The organism is Aquitalea sp. FG25 (genome assembly GCF_057809375.1).
Window position 1 is genome coordinate 165,241 of the sequence record NZ_JBMDJV010000004.1, and the last position, 22,765, is coordinate 188,005.

20 protein-coding genes are annotated in these 22,765 nt (G+C 58.1%); 14 read left to right on the forward strand and 6 right to left on the reverse strand.

Translation table 11 applies throughout. From position 1 onward, the window contains the following. Positions 1–187 precede the first annotated feature (187 nt). The 4 genes from ACODR9_RS05655 to ACODR9_RS05670 are packed head-to-tail and all read left to right on the forward strand — an operon-like array spanning position 188 to position 4,049. Positions 188–1,180, forward strand: coding sequence for a sulfate ABC transporter substrate-binding protein (locus ACODR9_RS05655; protein WP_488808090.1), 993 nt, complete (start codon positions 188–190; stop codon positions 1,178–1,180). 20 nt (positions 1,181–1,200) lie between these two features. Then, a complete protein-coding gene (gene cysT, locus ACODR9_RS05660; protein WP_488808174.1) occupies positions 1,201–2,031 on the forward strand; it encodes a sulfate ABC transporter permease subunit CysT in 831 nt (276 codons plus the stop codon). Between the two features lie 9 nt (positions 2,032–2,040). Then, positions 2,041–2,919, forward strand: a complete 879-nt coding sequence (cysW, locus tag ACODR9_RS05665) for a sulfate ABC transporter permease subunit CysW (protein ID WP_488808091.1) — start codon at positions 2,041–2,043, stop codon at positions 2,917–2,919. 47 nt (positions 2,920–2,966) lie between these two features. Then, positions 2,967–4,049 (forward strand): sulfate/molybdate ABC transporter ATP-binding protein, encoded by a 1,083-nt coding sequence (locus tag ACODR9_RS05670; RefSeq protein ID WP_488808093.1) that lies wholly within the window; start codon positions 2,967–2,969, stop codon positions 4,047–4,049. Between the two features lie 75 nt (positions 4,050–4,124). On the opposite strand, the gene ACODR9_RS05675 is transcribed toward ACODR9_RS05670, so the two are convergent. The 4 genes from ACODR9_RS05675 to ACODR9_RS05690 all read right to left on the reverse strand — a co-directional run bounded on the left by ACODR9_RS05675 (position 4,125) and on the right by ACODR9_RS05690 (position 9,725). Continuing rightward, complete coding sequence (locus ACODR9_RS05675; protein ID WP_089082893.1) at positions 4,125–4,559, reverse strand: DciA family protein; 435 nt, start codon at positions 4,557–4,559, stop codon at positions 4,125–4,127. Positions 4,560–4,691: 132 nt separating this feature from the next. Further along, positions 4,692–5,741 (reverse strand): fimbrial protein, encoded by a 1,050-nt coding sequence (locus ACODR9_RS05680; RefSeq protein ID WP_488808095.1) that lies wholly within the window; start codon positions 5,739–5,741, stop codon positions 4,692–4,694. Between the two features lie 913 nt (positions 5,742–6,654). Continuing rightward, entirely contained in the window at positions 6,655–7,971 is a 1,317-nt protein-coding gene (locus ACODR9_RS05685; protein ID WP_488808097.1) for an ABC transporter ATP-binding protein, read from the reverse strand. Positions 7,972–7,985: 14 nt separating this feature from the next. Beyond that, a complete protein-coding gene (locus ACODR9_RS05690; RefSeq protein ID WP_488808098.1) occupies positions 7,986–9,725 on the reverse strand; it encodes an ABC transporter permease in 1,740 nt (579 codons plus the stop codon). A gap of 189 nt (positions 9,726–9,914) precedes the next feature. Between ACODR9_RS05690 and ACODR9_RS05695 the strand changes: the two genes are divergently transcribed. The 8 genes from ACODR9_RS05695 (at position 9,915) to ACODR9_RS05730 (ending at position 18,507) form a co-directional block, all read left to right on the forward strand. Continuing rightward, positions 9,915–10,142 carry a hypothetical protein gene (locus ACODR9_RS05695; protein ID WP_488808099.1) on the forward strand — a complete coding sequence of 76 codons (228 nt, stop codon included), beginning with the start codon at positions 9,915–9,917 and terminating at the stop codon, positions 10,140–10,142. A 69-nt stretch (positions 10,143–10,211) separates the two neighbouring features. Then, positions 10,212–12,929 (forward strand): preprotein translocase subunit SecA, encoded by a 2,718-nt coding sequence (gene secA, locus ACODR9_RS05700; protein ID WP_488808100.1) that lies wholly within the window; start codon positions 10,212–10,214, stop codon positions 12,927–12,929. Positions 12,930–13,107: 178 nt separating this feature from the next. Further along, on the forward strand, positions 13,108–13,704 hold the full coding sequence (locus ACODR9_RS05705; RefSeq protein WP_488808101.1) for a Maf family protein: 597 nt from the start codon (positions 13,108–13,110) through the stop codon (positions 13,702–13,704). A gap of 14 nt (positions 13,705–13,718) precedes the next feature. Further along, the gene (rng, locus tag ACODR9_RS05710) at positions 13,719–15,215 is read left to right on the forward strand and encodes a ribonuclease G (RefSeq protein ID WP_488808103.1); all 1,497 of its coding nucleotides are present in this window, start codon (positions 13,719–13,721) and stop codon (positions 15,213–15,215) included. A gap of 49 nt (positions 15,216–15,264) precedes the next feature. Beyond that, the gene (gene cysE / locus ACODR9_RS05715; RefSeq protein WP_488808104.1) at positions 15,265–16,050 is read left to right on the forward strand and encodes a serine O-acetyltransferase; all 786 of its coding nucleotides are present in this window, start codon (positions 15,265–15,267) and stop codon (positions 16,048–16,050) included. Beyond that, positions 16,047–16,826 (forward strand): DUF3658 domain-containing protein, encoded by a 780-nt coding sequence (locus ACODR9_RS05720; RefSeq protein ID WP_488808105.1) that lies wholly within the window; start codon positions 16,047–16,049, stop codon positions 16,824–16,826. The genes cysE and ACODR9_RS05720 overlap by 4 nt, the downstream gene beginning before the upstream one ends. Positions 16,827–16,930: 104 nt before the next feature. Beyond that, entirely contained in the window at positions 16,931–17,773 is an 843-nt protein-coding gene (locus ACODR9_RS05725) for an isopenicillin N synthase family dioxygenase (protein WP_488808106.1), read from the forward strand. Positions 17,774–17,970: 197 nt separating this feature from the next. Further along, positions 17,971–18,507 (forward strand): cell division protein FtsI, encoded by a 537-nt coding sequence (locus ACODR9_RS05730; RefSeq protein ID WP_488808108.1) that lies wholly within the window; start codon positions 17,971–17,973, stop codon positions 18,505–18,507. Here ACODR9_RS05730 and ACODR9_RS05735 read toward each other — a convergent pair. After that, positions 18,494–19,183: a flagellar basal body L-ring protein FlgH gene (locus ACODR9_RS05735; protein ID WP_488808110.1), complete on the reverse strand. Its 690-nt coding sequence runs from the start codon at positions 19,181–19,183 to the stop codon at positions 18,494–18,496. The genes ACODR9_RS05730 and ACODR9_RS05735 overlap by 14 nt on opposite strands. Positions 19,184–19,375: 192 nt before the next feature. Here ACODR9_RS05735 and ACODR9_RS05740 point away from each other — a divergent pair, with 192 nt between their 5' ends. Then, positions 19,376–19,603: a hypothetical protein gene (locus ACODR9_RS05740; RefSeq protein ID WP_488808111.1), complete on the forward strand. Its 228-nt coding sequence runs from the start codon at positions 19,376–19,378 to the stop codon at positions 19,601–19,603. A gap of 17 nt (positions 19,604–19,620) precedes the next feature. Here the strand turns inward: ACODR9_RS05740 and ACODR9_RS05745 are convergent, their stop codons facing one another. Continuing rightward, entirely contained in the window at positions 19,621–20,424 is an 804-nt protein-coding gene (locus ACODR9_RS05745; protein ID WP_488808113.1) for a substrate-binding periplasmic protein, read from the reverse strand. Positions 20,425–20,581: 157 nt separating this feature from the next. Between ACODR9_RS05745 and uvrD the strand changes: the two genes are divergently transcribed. Then, positions 20,582–22,732 (forward strand): DNA helicase II, encoded by a 2,151-nt coding sequence (uvrD, locus tag ACODR9_RS05750; protein WP_488808114.1) that lies wholly within the window; start codon positions 20,582–20,584, stop codon positions 22,730–22,732. Positions 22,733–22,765: the final 33 nt, after the last annotated feature.

Genomic DNA, 22,765 nt, shown 5'->3' on the forward strand with positions numbered 1-22,765 from the left:
GTGGTGTGCGCTTCAGGGATGTCAGGCGGTGCTGGTTTTCAGACGACGGATATGGCCGAGTGGAAACTTGCTTGCCACCCGGCATGGTCTTATAGATTAATTTTGTATAAATGTAGGTAATAATATTATTAAATCGAATAAAGCTGTCGGGTTAGCATGGTGCATTCCCCCTATTCTGGAGTCCATCATGAAATTGCGCGCTTTTGCCGGTGTCTTGGCAGTATTGCTGTCCGCCCACGTGCTGGCTGATGTCAGCCTGCTGAACGTGTCCTACGACGTAATGCGTGATTTCTACAAGGACTACAACCCGGCCTTCCAGAAAGCCTACAAGGCCAAGACCGGTGAAACCGTCACCATCCAGCAGTCGCATGGCGGCTCCAGCAAGCAGGCCTTGTCGGTGGCCAATGGCCTGGCGGCGGATGTGATCACCATGAACCAGGCATCGGATATCGACCTGCTGGCCACGCGCGGCCTGATTCCGGCCAACTGGGCCAGCCGCCTGCCCAATGCCTCGGTGCCGTTTACTTCCACCACGGTGTTTCTGGTGCGCAAGGGCAATCCGCACAAGGTGCGTGACTGGAATGATCTGGCCAAGCCCGGCCTGCAGGTGATCATTCCCAATCCGAAAACCTCGGGTAATGGCCGCTACACCTATCTGGGGGCCTGGGGCTCCGGGCTGAAGCAGCCGGGCGGCAGCGAAGCCAAGGCGCGTGCGCTGGTGGCGGGCATCTTCAAGAATGTGCCGGTGCTGGATGGTGGTGGCCGTGCCGCCACCACCACCTTCATGCAGCGCCAGATCGGTGATGTGCTGGTGACCTTCGAAAACGAAGCCGAACTGATTGCCCGCGAGTTTGGCCGTGGCAGCTTTGAAATTGTCTACCCGCCGCTGTCGGTGCTGGCGGAAAACCCGGTGGCCATTGTCGACAAGGTGGTGGACAAGAAAGGTAGCCGCAAACAGGCCGAAGACTACCTGCGCTTCTTGTGGAGTACCGAAGGCCAGACCATTGCCGCACAAAACTATCTGCGTCCGCAGGACAAGGCGGTGGCGCAAAGATTTGATGCCCAGTTTCCCTATGTAAAAACCTTTACCGTGCAGAGCGTGTTCGGTTCCTGGGCGGCGGTCAACAAAAAGCACTTTGCCGATGGCGGCGTGTTTGACCAGATCTACAGCAAGCATTAAGCGGAGCCACCGTGAGCAATATTCTCAATCTGCGCCATAGTGTGCTGCCGGGTTTTCGGCTCAGCTTTGGCATTACTTTGTTCTGGCTGGCATTGATCGTGCTGCTGCCCTTTGCCGCGCTGGTGTATTCCACCATCGGCATGGGCTGGGACGGTTTTGCCGCCGCAGTGGGCAGCCCGCGTGTGCTGGCCTCCATCCGGCTGTCTTTCGCCACCGCCGGCCTGTCCGCCCTCATCAATCTGGTATTCGGCTTTTTGGTGGCCTGGGTGCTGGTACGTTATCCCTTCCCCGGTAAGCGGCTGGTGGATGCGCTGGTGGATCTGCCCTTTGCCCTGCCCACTGCCGTAGCCGGTATTGCGCTGACCACGCTGTATGCGCCCAATGGCTGGATCGGCCAGTATCTGGTGCCGCTGGGCATCAAGGTGTCGTTTACGCCGCTGGGCATCATCGTGGCGCTCACCTTTATCGGCCTGCCGTTTGTGGTGCGTACCGTGCAGCCGGTGCTGGAAGACCTGGAAAAAGAGCTGGAAGAAGCCGCCACCTGCCTGGGTGCCAGCCGCTGGGATATTTTCCGCCGGGTGATCTTTCCGGCCACGCTGCCCTCGCTGATTACCGGCGGCACCATGGCCTTTGCGCGCGCCACCGGCGAGTACGGCTCGGTCATCTTCATTGCCGGCAATATTCCCATGGTGTCGGAAATCGCCCCGCTGATCATCGTTTCCAAGCTGGACCAGTTCGACCAGCAAGGGGCCACGGCGGTGGCGCTGGTGATGCTGGGCATTTCCTTTGTCTTCCTGTTGGCAATCAACCTGATCCAGTGGTGGGCCGCACGCCGCCACGGTGCGCGCTAAGGGGTAAACATGGCCACTCTGACCACTGAAAGCCGCCCGGTACGTTATGCCCTGACCACCGTGGCGCTGCTGTTCTTGTTCCTGTTTTTGCTGTTGCCATTGATTGGCGTGTTCTGGGAGGCGCTGCACAAGGGCTGGCAGCTGTACCTGACGGCGCTGGTGGAGCCCGAAGCGCTGTCCGCCATCAAGCTGACGCTGATTTCCGCCGCCATTGCGGTGCCGCTCAACCTGGTGTTTGGCGTGTCCGCCGCCTGGGCGATTGCGCGCTTTGATTTTCGCGGCAAAAGCCTGCTCACCACGTTGATCGACCTGCCGTTTGCCGTGTCGCCGGTGGTGGCCGGGCTGATGTTCATCCTGCTGTTCGGTGCCAATACGGCAGTGGGCGGCTGGCTGCAAGACCACGGCCTGCAGGTGATTTTTGCCGTGCCGGGCATCGTGCTGGCCACGGTATTCGTCACCTTTCCTTTTGTTGCCCGTGAGCTGATTCCGCTGATGCAGTCGCAAGGTGCGGATGAAGAACAAGCCGCCATCGTGCTGGGTGCCAGCGGCTGGCAGACCTTCCGCAAGGTGACGCTGCCCAATATCAAGTGGGGCCTCTTGTACGGGGTGATCCTCACCAATGCCCGCGCCATGGGTGAGTTTGGCGCAGTCAGCGTGGTGTCCGGCCATATCCGGGGGGAAACCAACACCATCCCGCTGCATGTGGAGATTCTGTACAACGAGTACAACTTTGTTGGCGCCTTTGCCTGCGCCTCGCTGCTGGCCTTGCTGGCGCTGATCACCCTGTTGGTGAAGTCACTGGTGGAGTGGAGGCTGCACCGTCAGCAACTGGCTTCTACCCTGCGTACCGCCCAAGCCCGCCTGCAAGCCCAGGCCGCGCAACTCTGAACCGAATGATGTGCACCGCTGCCAGGGGCGGCGGCTGGAGAACCACAATGAGCATTGAAATCCGCAATATCCGCAAACAGTTTGGCCAGTTCACCGCACTGGATAATGTCAGTCTTGATGTCGCGTCCGGCGAGTTGCTGGCCTTGCTGGGGCCATCCGGCTGCGGCAAAACCACCTTGTTGCGCATCATTGCCGGGCTGGAAAAGCCCGATGCTGGTCAGGTGCTGTTTGGTGGTGCTGACGCCACCAACACCCATGTGGCAGAGCGCCAGGTGGGCTTTGTGTTCCAGCATTACGCGCTGTTCCGCCATATGACGGTATTCGACAATGTGGCCTTCGGCCTGTCGGTGAAGCCGCGCCGCCAACGCCCGTCGCAAGAAGAAATCCGCGAGCGAGTGATGAAGTTGCTGAAGATGGTGCAGCTGGACTGGCTGGCCGATGCCTATCCCGGCCAGTTGTCCGGCGGCCAGCGCCAGCGTATCGCCCTGGCCCGTTCGCTGGCGGTGGAACCCAAAGTCCTGCTGCTGGACGAACCCTTCGGCGCACTGGATGCCAAGGTGCGCAAGGATTTGCGCCGCTGGCTGCGCGACCTGCACAACGACATGCACATCACCAGCGTGTTCGTCACCCACGATCAGGAAGAGGCGCTGGAAGTGTCCGACCGCGTGGTGGTGATGGATCACGGCCATATCGAGCAAGTGGGCCGCCCGGATGATATCTACGAACATCCGGCCACGCCATTTGTCACGCAGTTCCTGGGCGATGTGAACCTGTTCCATGGCCGGGTGGATGCCGGCCAACTCACCATCGGCAATTACGAGCAGGCACTGAGCCAGCATCAGGATGCCGACGGCGACGCCGCCGTGGCCTATGTGCGGCCGCATGATCTGGACCTCAGCCTGCAAGGCGACGGTGCATTGGCGCAAGGCCGGGTTGAGCACATTCACGCTGTCGGGCCGGTGGTGCGGGTGGAGCTGCAGCAGGACGATGGCCAGACCATTGAGGCCGCAGTCAGCAAGGAGCGCTTCCGCGCACTGGGCATCGTGCCGGGCGATACGGTCTACGTCACCCCGCGCAAGCTGGCGGTGTTCCTGCAAGATGCCTCCGGACAGCAGGACTATGTGATCTGACCCTGACTGGTCGATCTGAATGCAACAGGCCGCAGCCCTTTAGGGATGCGGCCTGTTTTCATGGCGGGCTTGTGCTCAGGAACGAGACTTGTGGTGGGCAATCAGCCGCGCCAGTGCCGCGCTCACCAGCGGGTTGCTCACCTGCTGGGCACCGGCTTCGATCTCGGCCAGTGCCTGCTGGCTGATGCCAATGCGCTTGGGCGGCGGCGGGGGAGGCGTCAGGTGGATGTCCACCTTGATACGTACTTTGCTGGCGCTATAGCCGCGTGCCTCCAGCGGTGCCAGCAGGCTGTTGCCCATCATGCGCAGCCGGGCTGCAACAATGCCGTTATTGGCAAATACCACCAGCTCGCCATCGCGAATGCGCACCGCACGGCAGGCCTCGGCCAGCTGCGGTGGCAACTGGCTGCGGAATACCTGGTCCAGCGCCATCAGCGCATTGGCCTCGCGCGTAAGCTGGCGCAGCGTGCTGTCGCCACGGGCGATATCTTCAAACTGGCGTTCTGACATAGGGCATCGCAGTAGAAACAGAGCAGTATTGTAGCCGATCTATCTGACGCGAGGGTGCGGCCTTGATCAACGATTGCTGACGGCGAACTTGACAGGCATGGGTTAATTCACCGTCAGCAGAATCATGTGCTGTTATTGATATGAGAGTGTGAAGGTTGTAATAGCCTTCACGGAACCTGCAGTGATGGTGCCAGTACGAATATAATTGGCACTAAATGGCAGGTTTACCGTGCCACTGGTCGAGCCCACCTGGAACTGATTGGTGTTATTGGCCACGCTGGAATCGGGGCCCATATAGACGGGCTGGCCATTGCGTTGAATCTGTATTCCCACTCCTTTGGCGCTGGAATCGCTAGTCAGGCTAATAATATTGCTGGTCTGTCCGGGATTGCTTTTATCTGTGATAGTCATAAACAAATTAACCGGACTAGGGCAGTAAAGAGGCAGGTTGAATGCTGTGTTGCCGGTAGTGGAGTTAATACTATTCAGCTGAATAGCGTCAACTTTGGGTAACGTTACTTGTAGATTTGAAGACAGGACACTGCATGTCTGAAAAATGCTGTTGGTGAAGGTTGCTGCAGGGTTGGGCGCATTAAACCGTGAGTAATTATTACTGAACGTCGCATCGGTGGGTTTTCTCCAATAAGGAACAAAGTATGTATAACCGATTCCGTTAATTGAATTTGTGTTTTGTAGTGCAGCAATGCGTATTGCACGCACCTTGTAAGTTGCATATGCCTGACCAGTAGCGTCGGCATTGGTATTGAATTCATTCATGGTTCCTGCTGGTATATTAGACCCACTCTTCTGCAATGCAGGTTGCATGGTGCCACCCACTGGGCCTGCTCCTGTAATATAGCCAACGGCTTCCGGTAGAGTAGAACTATAATATACATAGATTGGGTAGACTTTACCATCGGCTGGATCGGTAAAGTAGCTGCCGGCGAAACGGGAATTTCCGGCTGAAATGCCAATAATTAGCGGCTCATTGGCTTTGCAGCCATAAAAAATACCTACGGTTGACGCGACCCATGGGCTTAAAGGAGTGATTAGTGGGGCATTTGGACCGGGTACGGTTAATGAGAGCTGAATGTTAGAGATTGCACTATAACTGCCGGAACAGTCGGCATGGCTTGATGTGGCCTGAAGCAGGCAGAACAAGACAAGTAAATAACGTAACATGGATTATCTCACTGCGATTGATTGGTATTGTGGCACTGACTTGATATTGCGGGCTTAGTATTGATACGAATTGTAAGTAAATTTATAATGACAAACTAATCAATGATCATGCTTATGGCGGATATATTTCAGCAAAGCAGCGTGAAAAAATTGAATCGTGGGTTGAAATCTCAGTGTTATCGTTAAGCGTACAATTGATTCAGTGGTTTTCTTCTCGCCAATCCTGCTCAAGGCTAATGCCAGCCCAGTTACTTTCTTGGCCTCTTATTCAGCTTGCCGTACAGCAAGGGTAACTTCCCCTTGCTTGGGCGAGCTGGAATCCGACCTCTTCAGATAAGTATTGCTCAAGCAGTCCGTTCAGATTTTGCTTGCATCTTCTCCGCCTGAAACTGTAGATGTCTGTAAAGAAACACGCCGCCTTCAATTGCCTGGCAGGCTTCTGACAACAAGCTAACTTTTTGCCGTTATAGAGCATGGTCGTTCGTTTTGCAGTGCGTTTTTGGCCTGGTGTCGATTGGCATGCTGGTTTCTGCCTGGTACATCTGCGGAGAATGTTTTTACAATGACAAATGCGTTGATTGCTAGCTGTTTGACCTAAGCCTTGGGTATTGCGGACTTGAATCTGATGCCTTTGTTTCAGGTTAGGTGATGGTGTTTCATTCTTGTGTTTCAAACAGGCCAGTCTAAGGAACAGGGGAACTTACCTCATCTCACTAACTGCCTTCAGGCATGCCCGTCGTTGTACTTACTACTTGAATCCACTAATGGTAAGTTGGAAAGATTTTGTTGGAATTGTGCTTGCCTGGGTATGAGAAATTTCCTAATTTAAAAACAAAGGCCGCACCAAAAATGGTGCGGCCTTTAGTTTTGTCAAGGATGACGGCGGCAAGGAGCTTGCCGGTTGGCTGCTGGCTTACTGCGCGCCTTCCACGTCTTCCATACTGAAGGTTTCGGTGTGGTCGTTGTAGGAGAAGATTTCTGCGTAACGCCCCCAACTGATTACCGTATCCAGCGTTTCCTCGGCAGCGCTGTCGCTGAGCGAGTCTTCCAGTTCCTGTTCAAAGCGCAGGCGTGGTGCGCGCTGACCGGGGCGTTCCTGCAGCACGCGGCGAATACGGGCTGCCAGCGGGATATGGCGCAGCAGGTGCTCGGCAAACATTACCTTGCGCTCCTGGGTACCATAGTCGGCAAACAGTTTGCCGGCAGCGGTCAGCTCGATATCGCCGTCACGCAGTTCGACAAAGCCCAGATGTTCCAGCGTTTCGGCCACCGGGAACAGGTCGTCCACTTCCAGCAGTAGCTTGCTGCCAATTTCCGGCAGGTCGGCGCGGCCGTTGTACGGTGCGGCGGCCAGTGCTTCCATCAGGCCGGCCATCAAGTTGGTGGACACTTCGGTCAAGGGGCTGCCGATTTCCAGTTGTACCTTGTGCAAGGTGTCGGCGCTGCGGCGCTGGGTCATCAGTGCATAGATGTCGTCCACCATTTTGCGGAATACCGGGTCCAGCCGGTTACGCGGGTGGGCAAACGGTACCTTGATCTCGGCCACCACGCGGCCAGGATTGGACGACAGCACCATGATGCGGTCGCACATGAACACCGCTTCTTCGATGTTGTGGGTAACAATCAGGATGGACTTGATCGGCAGTTGCTTCTGGTTCCACAGGTCCAGCAGGTCGGTCCGCAGGGTTTCGGCCGTCAGTACGTCCAGCGCGGAGAAGGGCTCGTCCATCAGCAGCAAGGTGGGGTTGACCACCAGGCCACGGGCAAAGCCCACACGCTGGCGCATGCCGCCGGACAGTTCGCGCGGGTAGGCGTTTTCAAAGCCATCCAGGCCAATCAGGTCGATGGCGGCCAGGGCGCGGCGGCGGCGTTCCTTGGGTTCCACGCCCAGTGCTTCCAGTCCGGCTTCCACGTTTTGCAGCACGGTCAGCCAGGGGAAGAGGGCGAAGGTTTGAAACACCATGGCTACGCCTTCAGCCGGGCCGGTGAGCGGTTGGCCGCAGTAGTTCACTTCCCCGGCGCTGGCTTGAATCAGCCCGGCAATGATGCGCAGCAGGGTGGATTTGCCCGAGCCGGAACGGCCCAGCAAGCCGACGATTTCACCCTCATGCAGGGTGAGGTTGACGTCGTCCAGTACCTGGATGTCTTCTTCGCCACCCTTGTGATAGCCCTTGTCGACATGTTTGAGGGAGAAGATTTCCTGTCGCAGGGTTGTGGTTTCGTTGTGCATGCTTTTCCCCCTGGTCAGTTGAGACGGAGTTTGTTTTCAGCGATGGCGTACAGCGGGCGCCACAGCAAACGGTTGAACAACACGACAAACAGCGACATCACGCAGATGCCGAGCAGAATCTTGGGAAAATCGCCGGCAGCGGTAGTCTGGGCGATGTAGGCACCCAGACCGTGGGCGGCCAGCTTGTCATTCCCCCAGGACACCATTTCCGACACGATGCTGGCATTCCAGGCACCGCCAGACGCAGTGATGGCACCGGTGATGTAATAGGGGAAGATGCCCGGCAACATGACTTGCCGCCACCATTGCCATCCTTTGATATGGAAGTTGGCAGCGGCTTCGCGGAAATCATTGGGGAAGGCACTGGCACCGGCCACCACGTTAAACAGGATGTACCACTGTGTACCCAGCACAATAAGCGGCGACAGCCAGATATCCGGGTTCAGCTTGAAGTGAACGATGAACACCACGAAGACCGGAAACAACAAGTTGGCCGGGAAAGCAGCCAGGAACTGCGCTATCGGCTGGATCATCTCGGCCAGGCGCGGACGCAGGCCGATCAGCACGCCCAGCGGCACCCAGACGATGGAGGCCAGCGCAATCAGCAAGGTAACGCGAATCAGGGTGATGAAGCCCAGGCCAATTACCTTGAAGGTTTCACCCAGCCCCACTTCGCTACTGATAAAGCTGTACAGCTTCCAGCTGACATAGCCACACAGCAACACCATGACACCACCCCACACGATATCCAGCCCACGCGATACGCTGGAATGTGGTGCGCTGTGGATGACGCGAGGCAGGGTAATGTTCAGCCGCATGCGCGCCAGTTTTTTCAGCAATTTGCCAAAGGGGCGTAGCAATTGCTGGATAAAACGGGTGCGCTGGATCAGGTTCAATACCCAGGATTCCGGTGCCGCCTGCGACATGGTGTCTTCCAGGCGGAATTTGTCAGCCCAGGCTACCAGCGGACGGAACAGGAACTGGTCATAAATGATGATGACCACGGTCATGGTGAGGATGACCCAGCCCACTGCGGCCAGGTTCTTCTGTGCAATGGCCATTGCGAGATAGGAGCCCACCCCCGGCAGGGTGACGGTCTTGTCGCCCACGGTAATGGCCTCGGAGGCCACCACGAAGAACCAGCCGCCTGACATGGACATCATCATGTTCCAGATCATGCCCGGCATGGAGAAGGGGACTTCCAGCTTCCAGAAGGTCTGCCAGCCGGACAGGCGCAGGTTCTGTGACACTTCTTTCAGATCGTTGGGCACGGTGCGCAGCGATTGATAAAAGCTGAAAGTCATATTCCATGCCTGCGAGGTGAAAATCGCAAAAATGGCAGCAAATTCAGCCCCCAGCACCCGACCGGGAAACAGCGCCAGGAAAAAAGTGACAGTAAAGGAGATGTAACCCAGCACCGGCACCGATTGCAGGATGTCCAGAATGGGTACCAGCAATTGCCCGGCGCGACGGCTCTTGGCTGCCAGCGTGCCGTAAACCAGGGTGAACACGATAGATGCCAGCATGGCCGCCAGCATGCGCAGCGTGGTACGCACGGCGTATTCGGGCAGATTGGCCGCATCCAGCGAGATCGGTTCGGTCTGCAAGGCACTGATGGGTGCCCAAGTACCTTCGATGCCGGTGGTGGCAAACAACAGGAAACCCAGAATCAGCGGGAAAGCAATCAAGTCCCAGCGATTGGGTAGCAGCCTTTTGGCTGTGGCGGGAATAAATGGACGGATAACGCTAGTCATCAGGCCTCTCCGATTGGTGTGGTTAACCTGGCGGTACGGTGCAGGCTCCGTTCCGCTTCTTCATCAGATGAGCACCATCTTTTGTTATGTCACGGCGGGCCGTGGGCAAACATCAAACTGGCTCTGCAAACGCGCACGAATGATAACAAGGCAAACATCAAGTTTTGATGAAATCTGACAAATTTTTGTATGGATTATGTAACGACAACATTAGCTGAAAAATATCTGCAACATCCCGATTTGCAAGTATTAAAAGTGATCAGCACCCGCGCTGGCAATTTATCCATGTTGCCGTGCTTTAAGGGTGGCGGGGCCTTTGCTGCAGGCCATGGCTGGCAGCTTGCCATCGCGGCCTCGCTCCGGCGACTATTTGGCTGCCATGGCTTGATTCAGCGCAAGCTCGCCCCCATAACCTAGTCTCGCGGATGTGCTACACTTTCGCCTATTTTGTTTTGTCGGCCCATCCGGGCCTCTGGATTGGAATACATGATTTCCTCGCTACTCAAGAAAGTATTTGGCAGCCGCAACGACCGTCTGCTGAAGCAGTATCGTCAGGAAGTGGCGCGCATCAATGCCCTCGAAGATGGCATGCAAGCGCTGTCCGACGAGGCTTTGGCGGGAAAAACCGCCGAGTTCAAAAAGCGCATCGCAGATGGCGCCACACTTGACAGTATCCTGCCGGAGGCTTTTGCCGTTTGCCGCGAGGCCTCGCGCCGCGTGCTGGGCATGCGCCATTTCGATGTCCAGCTGATTGGCGGCATGGTGCTGCACAACGGCAAGATTGCCGAAATGCGTACCGGTGAGGGCAAGACCCTGGTAGGTACCCTGCCGGTGTACCTGAATGCGCTCACCGGCAACGGCGTGCATGTCATCACCGTCAACGACTACCTGGCCAGCCGTGACGCCGGCATCATGGGCCGGCTGTACAACTTCCTCGGCCTGACCGTGGGCGTGAACCTGTCGCAGATGGCGCATGACGACAAGCAGGCTGCTTATGCTTGCGACATTACTTACGGCACCAACAACGAATTCGGCTTTGACTACCTGCGCGACAACATGGTGTTCACCACCGGTGAAAAAGTGCAGCGCAAGCTGTCGTTTGCCGTGGTCGACGAAGTGGACTCCATCCTGATCGACGAAGCGCGTACCCCGCTGATTATCTCCGGCCCGGCCGAAGACAATATCGACATGTACCAGCGCATGAACGCGGTACCGCCGCTGCTCAAGCGTCAGGAAACCGAAGACGGCGAGGGCGACTACTGGGTGGATGAAAAAGCCCATAGCGTACTGCTGTCAGAAGCCGGTCACGAACACTGCGAAGACATCCTGGTCCAGCTGGAGATGCTGAAAGAAGGCGACAGCCTGTATTCCGCCACCAACATCACCCTGATGCACCACCTGATGGCCGCTTTGCGCGCCCATTCGCTGTTCCATCTGGATCAGCACTATGTGGTGCAAGATGGTGAAGTGGTGATCGTGGACGAATTCACCGGCCGTCTGATGGCCGGTCGTCGTTGGTCCGAAGGCCTGCACCAGGCGGTGGAAGCCAAGGAAGGCGTGGAGATCAACCGCGAAAACCAGACCCTGGCATCTATTACCTTCCAGAACTACTTCCGCCTGTACGGCAAGCTGTCCGGCATGACCGGTACCGCCGATACCGAAGCCTACGAATTCCAGAGCATTTATGGTCTGGAAACGGTGGTGATCCCCACCAACCGCCCGATGCAGCGTAAAGACGCGCAGGACAAGGTTTACCGCTCCTCTCGCGAGAAATACGACGCCATCCTGGCCGATATCAAGGACTGCCAGGAGCGTGGCCAGCCGGTGCTGGTGGGTACCACCAGCATTGAAAACTCCGAGCTGATTGCCGAGCTGCTTAAGCAGGCCAAGCTGCCGCACAACGTGCTTAACGCCAAGGAACACGCGCGTGAAGCGGACATCGTGGTGCAGGCTGGTCGTCCGGGTGTGATTACCGTGGCCACCAATATGGCCGGTCGTGGTACCGACATTGTGCTGGGCGGTAACCCGGAACCGGAAATCCGCGCGGTGCAGAAGGACGACAGCCTGTCCGAAGACGAGCAGAACGCCCGCATCGAAGCCATCCGCGCCGAATGGAAGCTGCGCCACGACGCCGTACTGGCGGCTGGCGGTCTGCACATCATCGGTACCGAACGTCACGAATCGCGCCGTATCGACAACCAGCTGCGTGGCCGTTCCGGCCGTCAGGGCGATCCGGGTTCCTCCCGCTTCTACCTGAGCCTGGAAGACCCGCTGCTGCGTATTTTCGCCTCCGACCGCGTGGCGGCCATCATGGACCGCCTGAAAATGCCGGACGGCGAAGCCATCGAACACCCGTGGGTTTCCCGCTCCATCGAAAACGCCCAGCGCAAGGTGGAAGGCCGCAACTTCGACATCCGCAAGCAATTGCTGGAATACGATGACGTGGCCAACGACCAGCGCAAGGTGATCTACCAGCAGCGCAACGACATCCTGCAGGACGAGGATGTCAGCGATGTGGTGGTCAATATGCGCGAAGGCGTGCTGTCTGACCTGGTTGACCTGCACCTGCCGCCGGAAACCATGGAAGAGCAGTGGGATCTGGTTGGTCTGGAGAAAACCCTGGAAGCCGAATTCCAGCTGGTCGCCCCGGTGGCCGACTGGATCAAGGCCGAATCCACACTGGATATTCCGGATATCAAGCAACGCATCATCCAGCTGGCTGCCGATACCTATCAGGCCAAGGTGGAACTGGCTGGCGAACAAGTGATGCGTCAGTTCGAGCGCAGCCTGGTATTGCAGATGCTGGACACCCACTGGCGCGAACATCTGGCCGCCATGGACCACCTGCGTCAGGGCATCCACCTGCGCGGCTATGCGCAGAAGAACCCCAAGCAGGAATACAAGCGCGAAGCGTTTGAACTGTTTGCCGACATGCTGGAGCGCATCAAGCGCAGCGTGGTGAATGTATTGATGACGGTGCAGATTCGCGGTCAGGAAGACGTGGACGCAGTTGAGCCGCATCAGTTGGGCGAGTATGAAATGCAGCATGCCGAGCCGGGTTCCTCGCTGGGTGCGGAGGACGACGAGGAAAACCCGCTGTCGCCGGACGTGCTGGCCGAGCAAGGCCTGCGCGTTAGCCGCAACGATCCTTGTCCCTGCGGCAGCGGTAAAAAGTACAAGCAGTGCCATGGCCGTCTGGCCTGAGTCTGACCACCGTCTGACCATGCCATGACCCACCAAACGCCCTGCCTTGTTGCAGGGCGTTTTGCGTAGGTGCTTCTACCAAGCCGGGCGCTTTTGCGGTGCAGCAGATAGTCGGCCATGGGCCGCTCTGCTAACCTTGCAGCTCATAAATATTGATAACACTGGCAGCGACAACATCATGACCCCAAGCGATACCCGTATTTACCTGGCATCCGGCAGCCCGCGTCGTCGCGAACTGCTGGAACAGCTGGGCGTGCATCTGGAACGCATCCATGCCGATATTGACGAATCCGTGCTGCCCGGCGAAAACGCCGTAGCCTATACCGAGCGCCTGGCGCGTGAAAAAGCCGCTGCCGGTTGGGTGGTGGTGCAAAACTGTGGCCTGCCCTCGCGCCCGCTGCTGTCCGCCGACACCACCGTGGTGCTGGAGGGGGAAATTTACGGCAAACCGGCAGATGCCGCCGATGCCGCCCGCATGTTGCGCGCTTTTTCCGGTCGCAGCCATCAGGTGGTCACCAGCGTGGCCATCCGTCAGGATGAGCGGGTTGAACTGCGTACCAGCATTACCGAAGTCCATTTCCGCGTGCTGAGCGAAACCGACATCCAGCGTTACATCGATAGTGGCGAGCCGTTCGACAAGGCGGGTGCCTACGGCATTCAGGGCCTGGCGGCGGTGTTCATCGACCATATCGCCGGCAGCTATACCGGGGTGATGGGCCTGCCGATGTTTGAAACTGCCGAACTGCTGGGCCTGTTCGGCTACGCATTCCCTTGAGCGGAGGTAAGACCATGCTGCATCAGTCCATTCCGCTGCCGCGCGATATCCAGCGCCCCAAGGAACAAATCCTCGTCAACATTACGCCGCAGGAAACCCGCGTGGCGGTGTTGGAAGATTCCATCGTGCAGGAGCTGCACGTAGAACGTGCCGCCAGCCGTGGCATTGTTGGCAACATCTATCTGGGCCAGGTCAAGCGGGTGTTGCCGGGCATGCAGAGCGCCTTTATCGAAATCGGCCTGGAACGCGCGGCTTTCCTGCACATCGCCGATGTGCTGGAGCAGCGTCAGCACCCCACCGAACCGCAGCGCATCGAAAAAATGCTGTTCGAAGGCCAGACCGTGCTGGTGCAGGTGATCAAAGACCCGATCGGCACCAAGGGTGCGCGCCTGTCCACCCAGATTTCGCTGGCCGGACGTTTTCTGGTGCACCTGCCGCAAGAAGAACACATCGGCATTTCGCAGAAGATTGAGAGCGAAGCCGAACGCCACAGCCTGAAGGCGCGGCTGGAAAAGCTGCTGCCGCCGGAAACACCACGTGGCTACATCATCCGCACCAGTGCCGAAACCGCCAGCAATGCTGAGCTGCAGGCCGACATCGAATACCTGTCCAAGCTGTGGTCCGACATCCGCCACAAATCGCAGCACCTGCCGGCGCAAAGCCTGCTGTACGAAGACCTGCCGCTGGCGGTGCGCGTGCTGCGCGACATGGTGAGCGACACCACCGAGCATGTGATTGTCGACTCCACCGAAAACTACAGCCGCATGGTGGAGTTTGCCGAGCAATACGTGCAGTCTGCCGTGCGCAAGATCGAGCGCTATTCGGGCGAGCGCCCGCTGTTCGAGCTGTTTTCCATTGAGGCGGAAATCGACAAGGCGCTGTCGCGGCGGGTGAACCTGAAGTTTGGCGGTTATCTGATCATCGACCAGACCGAGGCGATGACCACCATCGACGTCAACACCGGCGGCTTTGTCGGCAACCGCAACTTTGACGAAACCATCTTCAAGACCAATCTGGAAGCCACCCAGGCCATTGCGCGCCAGCTGCGGCTGCGCAATCTGGGCGGCATCATCATTGTCGATTTCATCGACATGGACAATGAAGAACACCAGACCGCCGTGCTGACCGAAGTGGCCAAGGCGCTGGCGCGCGACCGCACCCGCGTTACGCTTAACGGCTTTACCAGCCTGGGCCTGGTGGAAATCACCCGCAAGCGCACCCGCGAAAGCCTGGCGCATGTGCTGTGCGAACCTTGTCCCACCTGCCAGGGGCGCGGGGAGATCAAGACCGCCCAGACCGTGTGTTACGAGGTGCAGCGTGAGATTGTGCGCGAAGCACGCCAGTTTGATGCCAAGGGTTATCGCATCCTGGCGGCCCAGCCGGTGATCGACATGTTCCTGGACGAGGAATCGCAAAGCCTGGCCATGTTGGTGGACTTTATCGGCAAGCCGATTTCCTTGTCGGTGGAAAGCACCTACACCCAGGAACAGTTCGACGTGGTCCTGTTGTAAGCACCGGCCCGGCATGATCCGGGCGGGGCGTGGTAAGGGAGTTACAAGCATGAAGCAAGAATCCGGCGATGCCCTGTGGCTCGCCATCCTGCAGGAAGCCGAGCAGGCCGCGCGCGACGAGCCGATGCTGGCCAGTTTTCTGCACATGACGGTATTGCGGCACAGCACGCTGGAAGACGTGCTGGCCTTTCACCTGTCCAGCAAGCTGGCCAGCCCGGTGATGGACGCGCGCGCGCTGATGGAACTGTTTCGCGAGGCGCTGGCCTCGGACCCCAGCATCAGTGCCTCGGCACGGGCGGATATCCGCGCCTGTTTCGAGCGCGACCCGGCCTGTGACAGCTATTCCACGCCGCTGCTGTATTTCAAGGGTTTTCATGCGCTGCAAAGCCAGCGCATCACCCATTGGCTGTGGCAGCAGCAGCGCAAGACATTGGCCTTGTTCTTGCAAAACCGTATTTCCGAAGTTACCGGTGCCGACATCCACCCGGCCGCCCGGATTGGCCAGGGCGTGATGCTGGACCACGGCACGGCGCTGGTGGTGGGCGAAACCGCCGTCATCGGCAATAACGTCTCCATCCTGCATGGCGTCACCCTGGGTGGTTCCGGCAAGGACAGGGGCGATCGCCATCCCAAGATTGGAGATGGCGTGATGCTGGGTGCCGGTGCCGCCGTGCTGGGCAATATCCGCGTAGGTGACTGTGCCAAGGTGGGCGCAGGCAGCGTGGTGCTGGAAGACGTACCGCCGCATACCACGGTGGCTGGCGTGCCGGCCCGCGTGGTGGCGCAAACGGTGGAAGGCGCCATGCCCGCCCTCGACATGGACCAGCGCGTGTGACCCAGCCCACCGTGCATCTGCTGACCGGCCCTTCCGCCGCCCAGGCCTTGCGCACCCTGTTGCCGGGGGATGAGGTGCTGGAGGTGGTGGAAGACTTTGCCCATGGCCCGCTGGCCGATGCCGACGCCATCGATCCGCAAGTACGCGTGGCCTGGTGGAACCGCATCTGGTGGTCCATGCGCTGGCTGCCGGATATTGACGAAGCCTTTCTCAAGGACTACTGGCACTGCCGCAAGCAGTTGTTCCGCGTGTTTGCCCAGCGCCAGCCGCTCTGCCTGTGGCTGGGTGACAGCGCACATGAGCAGCTGCTGCTGGCCATGGTGTGCGCCCATGCGCATGCCAGTCAGCCGCTGTCGCTGGTGGAAGCCAGTGGCAAGGTGGTCGTGCAGTACAAGGGGCATGTCGCCATGGGCATGTGCGGCCAGCAAGACATTCAGCCGCTGATCGGTACCGCAAGGCCCATCGAGCAGGCAGAGCGTCAGCGTCATGCCGCCGCATGGGAACACTGGCAGCAAGTGGGTGCCGGTTGGCGTGAACTGCGTGATGGGCAGTTGAGCGAGACCGGGGCGGATTGTTTCGATGCCGCCTTGCTGGACGTCTTGCGCAGCGATGGCCCGCAGGCGGCGACACGTCTGGTTGGCACCGTCATGGGGCAATATGCCACGTCTTTTGTGCCGGACTGTTATCTGTTCTGGCGTTTGGCCATGCTGGCCGAAGCGGGCAAGGTGGTGTTGACCCCACAGCCGGATGCCCCGCCGAATGTGGTCTTGCGCTGAACATCAAAGGCACTGCTTTGCGTGACGCGGCAGCACGGGTAGAATCCGCCGCCGTAGTCCGTCCCGATCTTGCCTGACGGCTACCCCCGCAAGGATTCCCATTCATGAACGTTCGCGTTGTCGACTACCGCGCAGCCGATGCAGCCGAGCAATTTACCCGCTCGCTGCACGAAACCGGTTTTGGCGTGCTGGTGAACCACCCCATCGACCAGCAACTGGTGGAAAAAATCTACACCGACTGGCTGGCCTTCTTCAGCACGCCACAAAAACATGATTACGCCTTTTCCGTGGAGAAGCAGGACGGCTATTTCTCCCCGGCCATTTCCGAAACCGCCAAGGGCGCCAGCCTGAAGGACATCAAGGAATACTTCCACATCTACCCCTGGGGCCGGGTGCCAGCGGAGTTGGCCGATGATGCCCGTCGCTATTACGACAGCGCCAATGCACTGGCGCGTGAGCTGCTGGGCTGGGTAGAGCAATACACCCCTGCCGACATCGCCGCGCACTATAGCGAACCGCTGTCCGGCATGATTGCCGACAGTCAGCAAACCCTGCTGCGCGTATTGCGCTATCCGCCGCTTACTGGCGCAGAGCCAGCGGGTGCACTGCGTGCCGCCGCGCATGGCGACATCAATCTGCTGACCATTTTGCCCGCCGCCAACGAGCCCGGCCTGCAAGTGCAGGACATGAATGGCAACTGGGTGGATGTGCCGTGTGACTTCGGCATGCTGATTATTAATATCGGCGATATGTTGCAAGAGGCATCACAGGGCTATTACCCCTCCACCCAGCACCGGGTGGTAAACCCGCAAGGAGAGGCCGCACGCCACAGCCGCGTCTCGCTGCCCTTGTTCCTGCATCCGCGACCGGAAGTCGTGCTATCCCAAAGGCATACTGCTGGCAGTTATCTGGATGAGCGACTACGCGAACTGGGCGTTAAAAAATAAACTGCCAGCAGGTTGATTTATTTGGCTATGTAAATGTCTGTAAATGCCCTTCGGGGCATTTTATTTTGCTGCTAGGGTTGCTCTGTTTTAACTGTCTGGCGGGTTTAAAGGTGAATGTTCTGTGGCGCTGTCTTATTGCACCTGTGGCCCTTTCTTTAAGTGCATGCAGCCTGATTACCTCACCGCTGGTGGCTGGTGTGCAATTGGCCAGTACCGCCGTTACATCGGTTGCCAATATGGCACCCAATACCAGCACCAATGGCATGGCGCATCCGCATGATGAGCTACGCAATATCTGTATCGAGCTGAATTCAACGGTGATTGTGCAGGATTTTATTCCCGAACTGCAGCAACAGCTGCGTGACCGGGAAATTGAAAGCCGGGTTTATGCAGTTGGCAATGCACCAGCCAATTGTGATGCCGTGCTGTATTACACCGTGCTGACGCAGTGGGGTTCCCCCATGTTCAGTGATGAGTTACGCGCCTATATCACCGATATCAATCTGCTATTGAAGAAGAATGGCAAGGTGTTGGCCAATGCGGCCTATCGGCTGGATGGCATGGCTTATGATAAGTGGAGTTCCACCGGCAAGAAAATATCGCCCATGCTGAGCAAGATGTTCTCCAGCGAGAATATGGTGCAATGGCAGACCGGTAGTAGTGAGGCCGCTAACGGGGCCGCCCGTTTTGAACAAGATGTAGCCAAAAGGGCCGCAACAACTACCAGAAATTGATCAGCCCGGCAAAGAAGTTCTGCGCTGCCGTGCGTGAGGCCACTTCGCTGGCCACGCCATTGACGATTTGCTCGATGCGGGCATCACCCACATCGTTGGAAGACACGACATTTCCCACCTTGATATCACGCTTGTTCACAATGCCGGAAAATCGTAGCAGCGTGGTATTGCCGCTGGCAGCCACTGCTTTTTCGCCAGCCACTGCCATATAGCCATTGGGCAATATATCGGTTACCGAAACCATCAGGCTGCCGCTGATCTGATTGGCATTGGTTACCTGGCCAGTACCTTTCAGGCTGCTGCTACCAGTTGCTTTGCCGCTGTAATCAAAAATTTCCTTTAACAACCCTCCCATCGAAGAAAGTGCGCCCGGTCCGGATTCGGAAATCGTGGAGGTACGACTGGTCGATGTGTTGGCATTGTTACTAGAGGAAAGATTCTCGGCAATATTGATCTTCAGCGCATCGCCAACGCGGTTAGCAATAGGCTCTTCAAATAACAACATTGCCTTGTTGGGTTGGTAGATGGAGCCAGGGCTATCGTCCAGCGCAACCGGCGTAAATTGCGGTCTGATATGCACGGGTGCGGTGACAAGTGTCTGAGGGGAAGAGGCGCAGCCACTGACTATGCCGGTAAATATCAGGCAGGCTGATAATTTAATTGCCGGTGATTTCATTTGGCCGTTCCCTTGTCTTTTATTACTCCTATTTATTATATTTTGTTGGGCAGTTAATTAGCGTTAGTGATTAAAAAACAAGGTAAGAAAATGTAAAGGAAATGGCCAACTGTCTTAACGCGGCATAACGTAAATTTACATGCGCAGCTGCACTGGGCATAAAGACAGGTAAAACGGTAGGGGGAGGGCGACATGAGCACAATCAGTGGAGTTTCCACCGTAGCACGCACACCCACGGCTTATGGTGTATTGCGCCAGGGAGCAAAAAACGTAGTCGATGAACTGGGGGCTGCCGTCACGGCAACGGGTGTTGGCCTGAGCGGTGGCGTCGGTGCCACTGGCACGGCAGTGGCGCACGGGCTGACCGCAGTAGGAGACAGCCTCAGTACCTTGGGACGCACTATCAACACCTATGTGTAAGTCGGCGGGAGACTCGCCTAGTGCGCGGGCGGGCTGAAGTCGGCAATACCGGCCGGGATGTTTTCCCGGCCCATGTACTTCTGGCGTAGCCGCTGGGCATAGCCAGTTTTCACCAAGTCATCCAGCGCAGTCTGCAAACGGTTTACCGTGTCATCCGGGGTTTGTGGATTGAGTGCATACCAGTATTGACCCTGCCCATTTAGCAGCGCTGCCGGCTTTACCGTGCGTTCCGGCAGCCCGGCCTGCTGCAGTTGCCAGTGCATGGCCCAGTCCAGCATGGCGATCAGATCTACCCGGCCCAGCTTGAGTTTTGCCAGATTGGCGGCATCGCTATGCGCGCTGTCCTGCCCGGTGCCAACCGGCAGGCCAAGCTGTTGCAGCTGTTGTTGCGAGGCCGAAGCAAACAGGGTGCCGATGCGCCATTGCCTGAGCTGCCCGCGCTGACTCAGGTGGATATCGTCACGTTTCTCCAGCCGGTACAAATAGATGCGGCGAGGGCTGATGGGACCAACCCAGCGAAACAGCGGCTCGCGCTCGCTGGTGCGTACCGTGCTGAACAGCAAGGTGTCGGGTGTGTTCTGCACTAGCGTATAAGCGCGCGCCCAGGGCAGTAATTGCTGATGCAGCGGGATGCCGGCCCGTGCGGCCATGGCGGCGAGCAGCTCGCTGGCATAGCCGGTAAGCTGCTCGCCCTGCTGAAAATTCAATGGCGGCAGCTCTTCCGTATACGCAGTGATCCCGGTGGCGTGTGCAGGTGACAACAAAAGGGCTAGCAGGAAAGCGGGAGCAAGGCGCATGGTCAACGAAGCGGGTTGTTTCACGGAAATTAACCTGCCGGTCAAGGGCAGGCAAGAGCGATAAGCGATTTGCTATGCATTGCAGCACCTTGTTGTGACCATTGCATGACCACATGACCGTTCACAGCAGCCAGCTCGTGTAAAATGCGCGCATTGAACTTGCCTTGAAGAAAACCCTGCCATGAGTGAGCTACTCGCCGGACTGAACAACGAACAACTGCGTGCCGTCACCTGGCCTGCCAAGAGCGCGCTGGTGCTGGCCGGTGCCGGCAGTGGCAAAACACGGGTGCTGACCACCCGTATTGCCTGGCTGATTGCCACCGGCCAGGTCAACCCGTCCGGCATTCTGGCGGTTACCTTTACCAACAAGGCGGCCCGCGAAATGCACACCCGGCTGGGGGCCATGGTGCCGGTGAATGTGCGCACCATGTGGATTGGCACGTTTCATGGTCTGTGCAACCGCTTCTTGCGTGCCCACTACCGCGATGCCGGTCTGCCACAGGCTTTCCAGATTCTGGACTCGGCCGACCAGCAGGCGGCCATCAAGCGTCTGCTGAAAAGCCTGGAGCTATCGGACGAAAAATATCCGCCGCGCGCGGTACAAAGCTTCATCAATGGCAGCAAGGAAGCCGGTGTGCGCGCCGACCGCCTGCCGCCGCCGCTCACGCCGTACGAGGCCAAGCTGCACGAACTGTATGCGGCCTACGACGCGCAGTGTCGCCGCGAAGGTGTGGTGGACTTTGCCGAACTGCTGTTGCGCAGCTACGAACTGCTGCAGGCCAATGCCGCTTTACGCGCGCATTACCAAGGCCGTTTCCGCCATATTCTGGTGGATGAATTCCAGGATACCAACCGCCTGCAATACGCCTGGCTCAAGCTGTTGTCCGGCGAGCACAACGTGCTGTTTGCCGTCGGTGACGACGACCAGTCCATCTATGCCTTCCGTGGTGCCGAAGTGGGCAATATGCGGGCGCTGCTGACAGACTTTCAGGTGGCCGAGCCGGTAAGACTGGAGCAAAACTACCGCTCGGTCGGCACCATTCTGAATGCCGCCAATGCCCTGATCGAACGCAACGATGGCCGGCTGGGCAAAAATCTGTGGACTGATGCCGGCGAGGGCGAACAGATCCGCCTGTACGAAGCCTACTCCGATGGCGATGAAGCCCAGTTCATCATCGACGAAGTGAAAAGCCTGCAGCGCGAAGGCATGAACCTGTCCGATATGGCGATCCTGTACCGTTCTAATGCCCAGTCACGGGTGCTGGAGCATGTGCTGGTGAATGCCCAGTTGCCTTACCGCATTTATGGCGGCCTGCGCTTTTTCGAGCGCCAGGAAGTCAAGCACGCACTGGCTTATTTGCGGCTGGTCAGCAATCCGGACGACGACAACGCCCTGTTGCGTGTCATCAATGTACCGGCGCGCGGCATTGGTGCCCGCACCGTGGAAAACCTGCAGGCCATCAGCCGCGAGCAGGGCGTCACACTGTGGCAGGCTTGTTGCGCCGCAGGTGGTGGTCGTACCGCCGCCAAGCTGGGCGAGTTCGTGCTGTTGATCGAAGCCTTGCGTAACAAGAGCACCGACATGACGCTGGCGGAAACCGTCAGCCTGATCATCGACCACTCCGGCCTGCGCGCCATGTACGAGCAGGACAAGAAAGAAGGCGAAGAACGGCTGGCCAACCTGGACGAGCTGGTTAGCGCTGCTGCCGGTTTCTTCCCGGATCAGCCGGAACTGGCGATTGTCGAGTTTCTCAGCGCCGCCAGCCTGGAAGCGGGGGAACATCAGGCCGAAGCGGGCGAGGATGCCTTGCAACTGATGACCGTGCATGCCGCCAAGGGGCTGGAGTTTGACGCCGTGTTTGTTTCCGGCCTGGAAGAAGGGCTGTTCCCGCACGAAAACAGCATGAACGACAGCAAGGGCCTGGAGGAAGAGCGCCGCCTGATGTACGTGGCGGTTACCCGCGCCCGCAAGCGTCTGTACCTGAGCTGCGCGCAAAGCCGTATGCTGCACGGCCAAAGCCGCTATCCCATCCGTTCACGCTTTGTCGAGGAGATTCCAGCCGAGCTGGTACGGGTACTGTCTGCTACAGTGAAACCTGCACCACAGGCAAGCCCGCGTCGCGCACCTTGGTTGGATGAGGTAAGCGCACCAGCGGCGGCCATGTCGTTGCAGGGGTTTCGCATCGGTCAGGGCGTCAGCCATGCCAAGTTCGGCTCTGGCGTCGTGATTAATGCAGAGGGCAGTGGCAGTGATGTGCGCTTGCAGATCAACTTTGCCGAACACGGGTTGAAGTGGCTTGATTTGCGTTATGCCAAGCTGACCGCCGAATAATGATATTCCAGCCAGGCTGGCCGACGATGATGC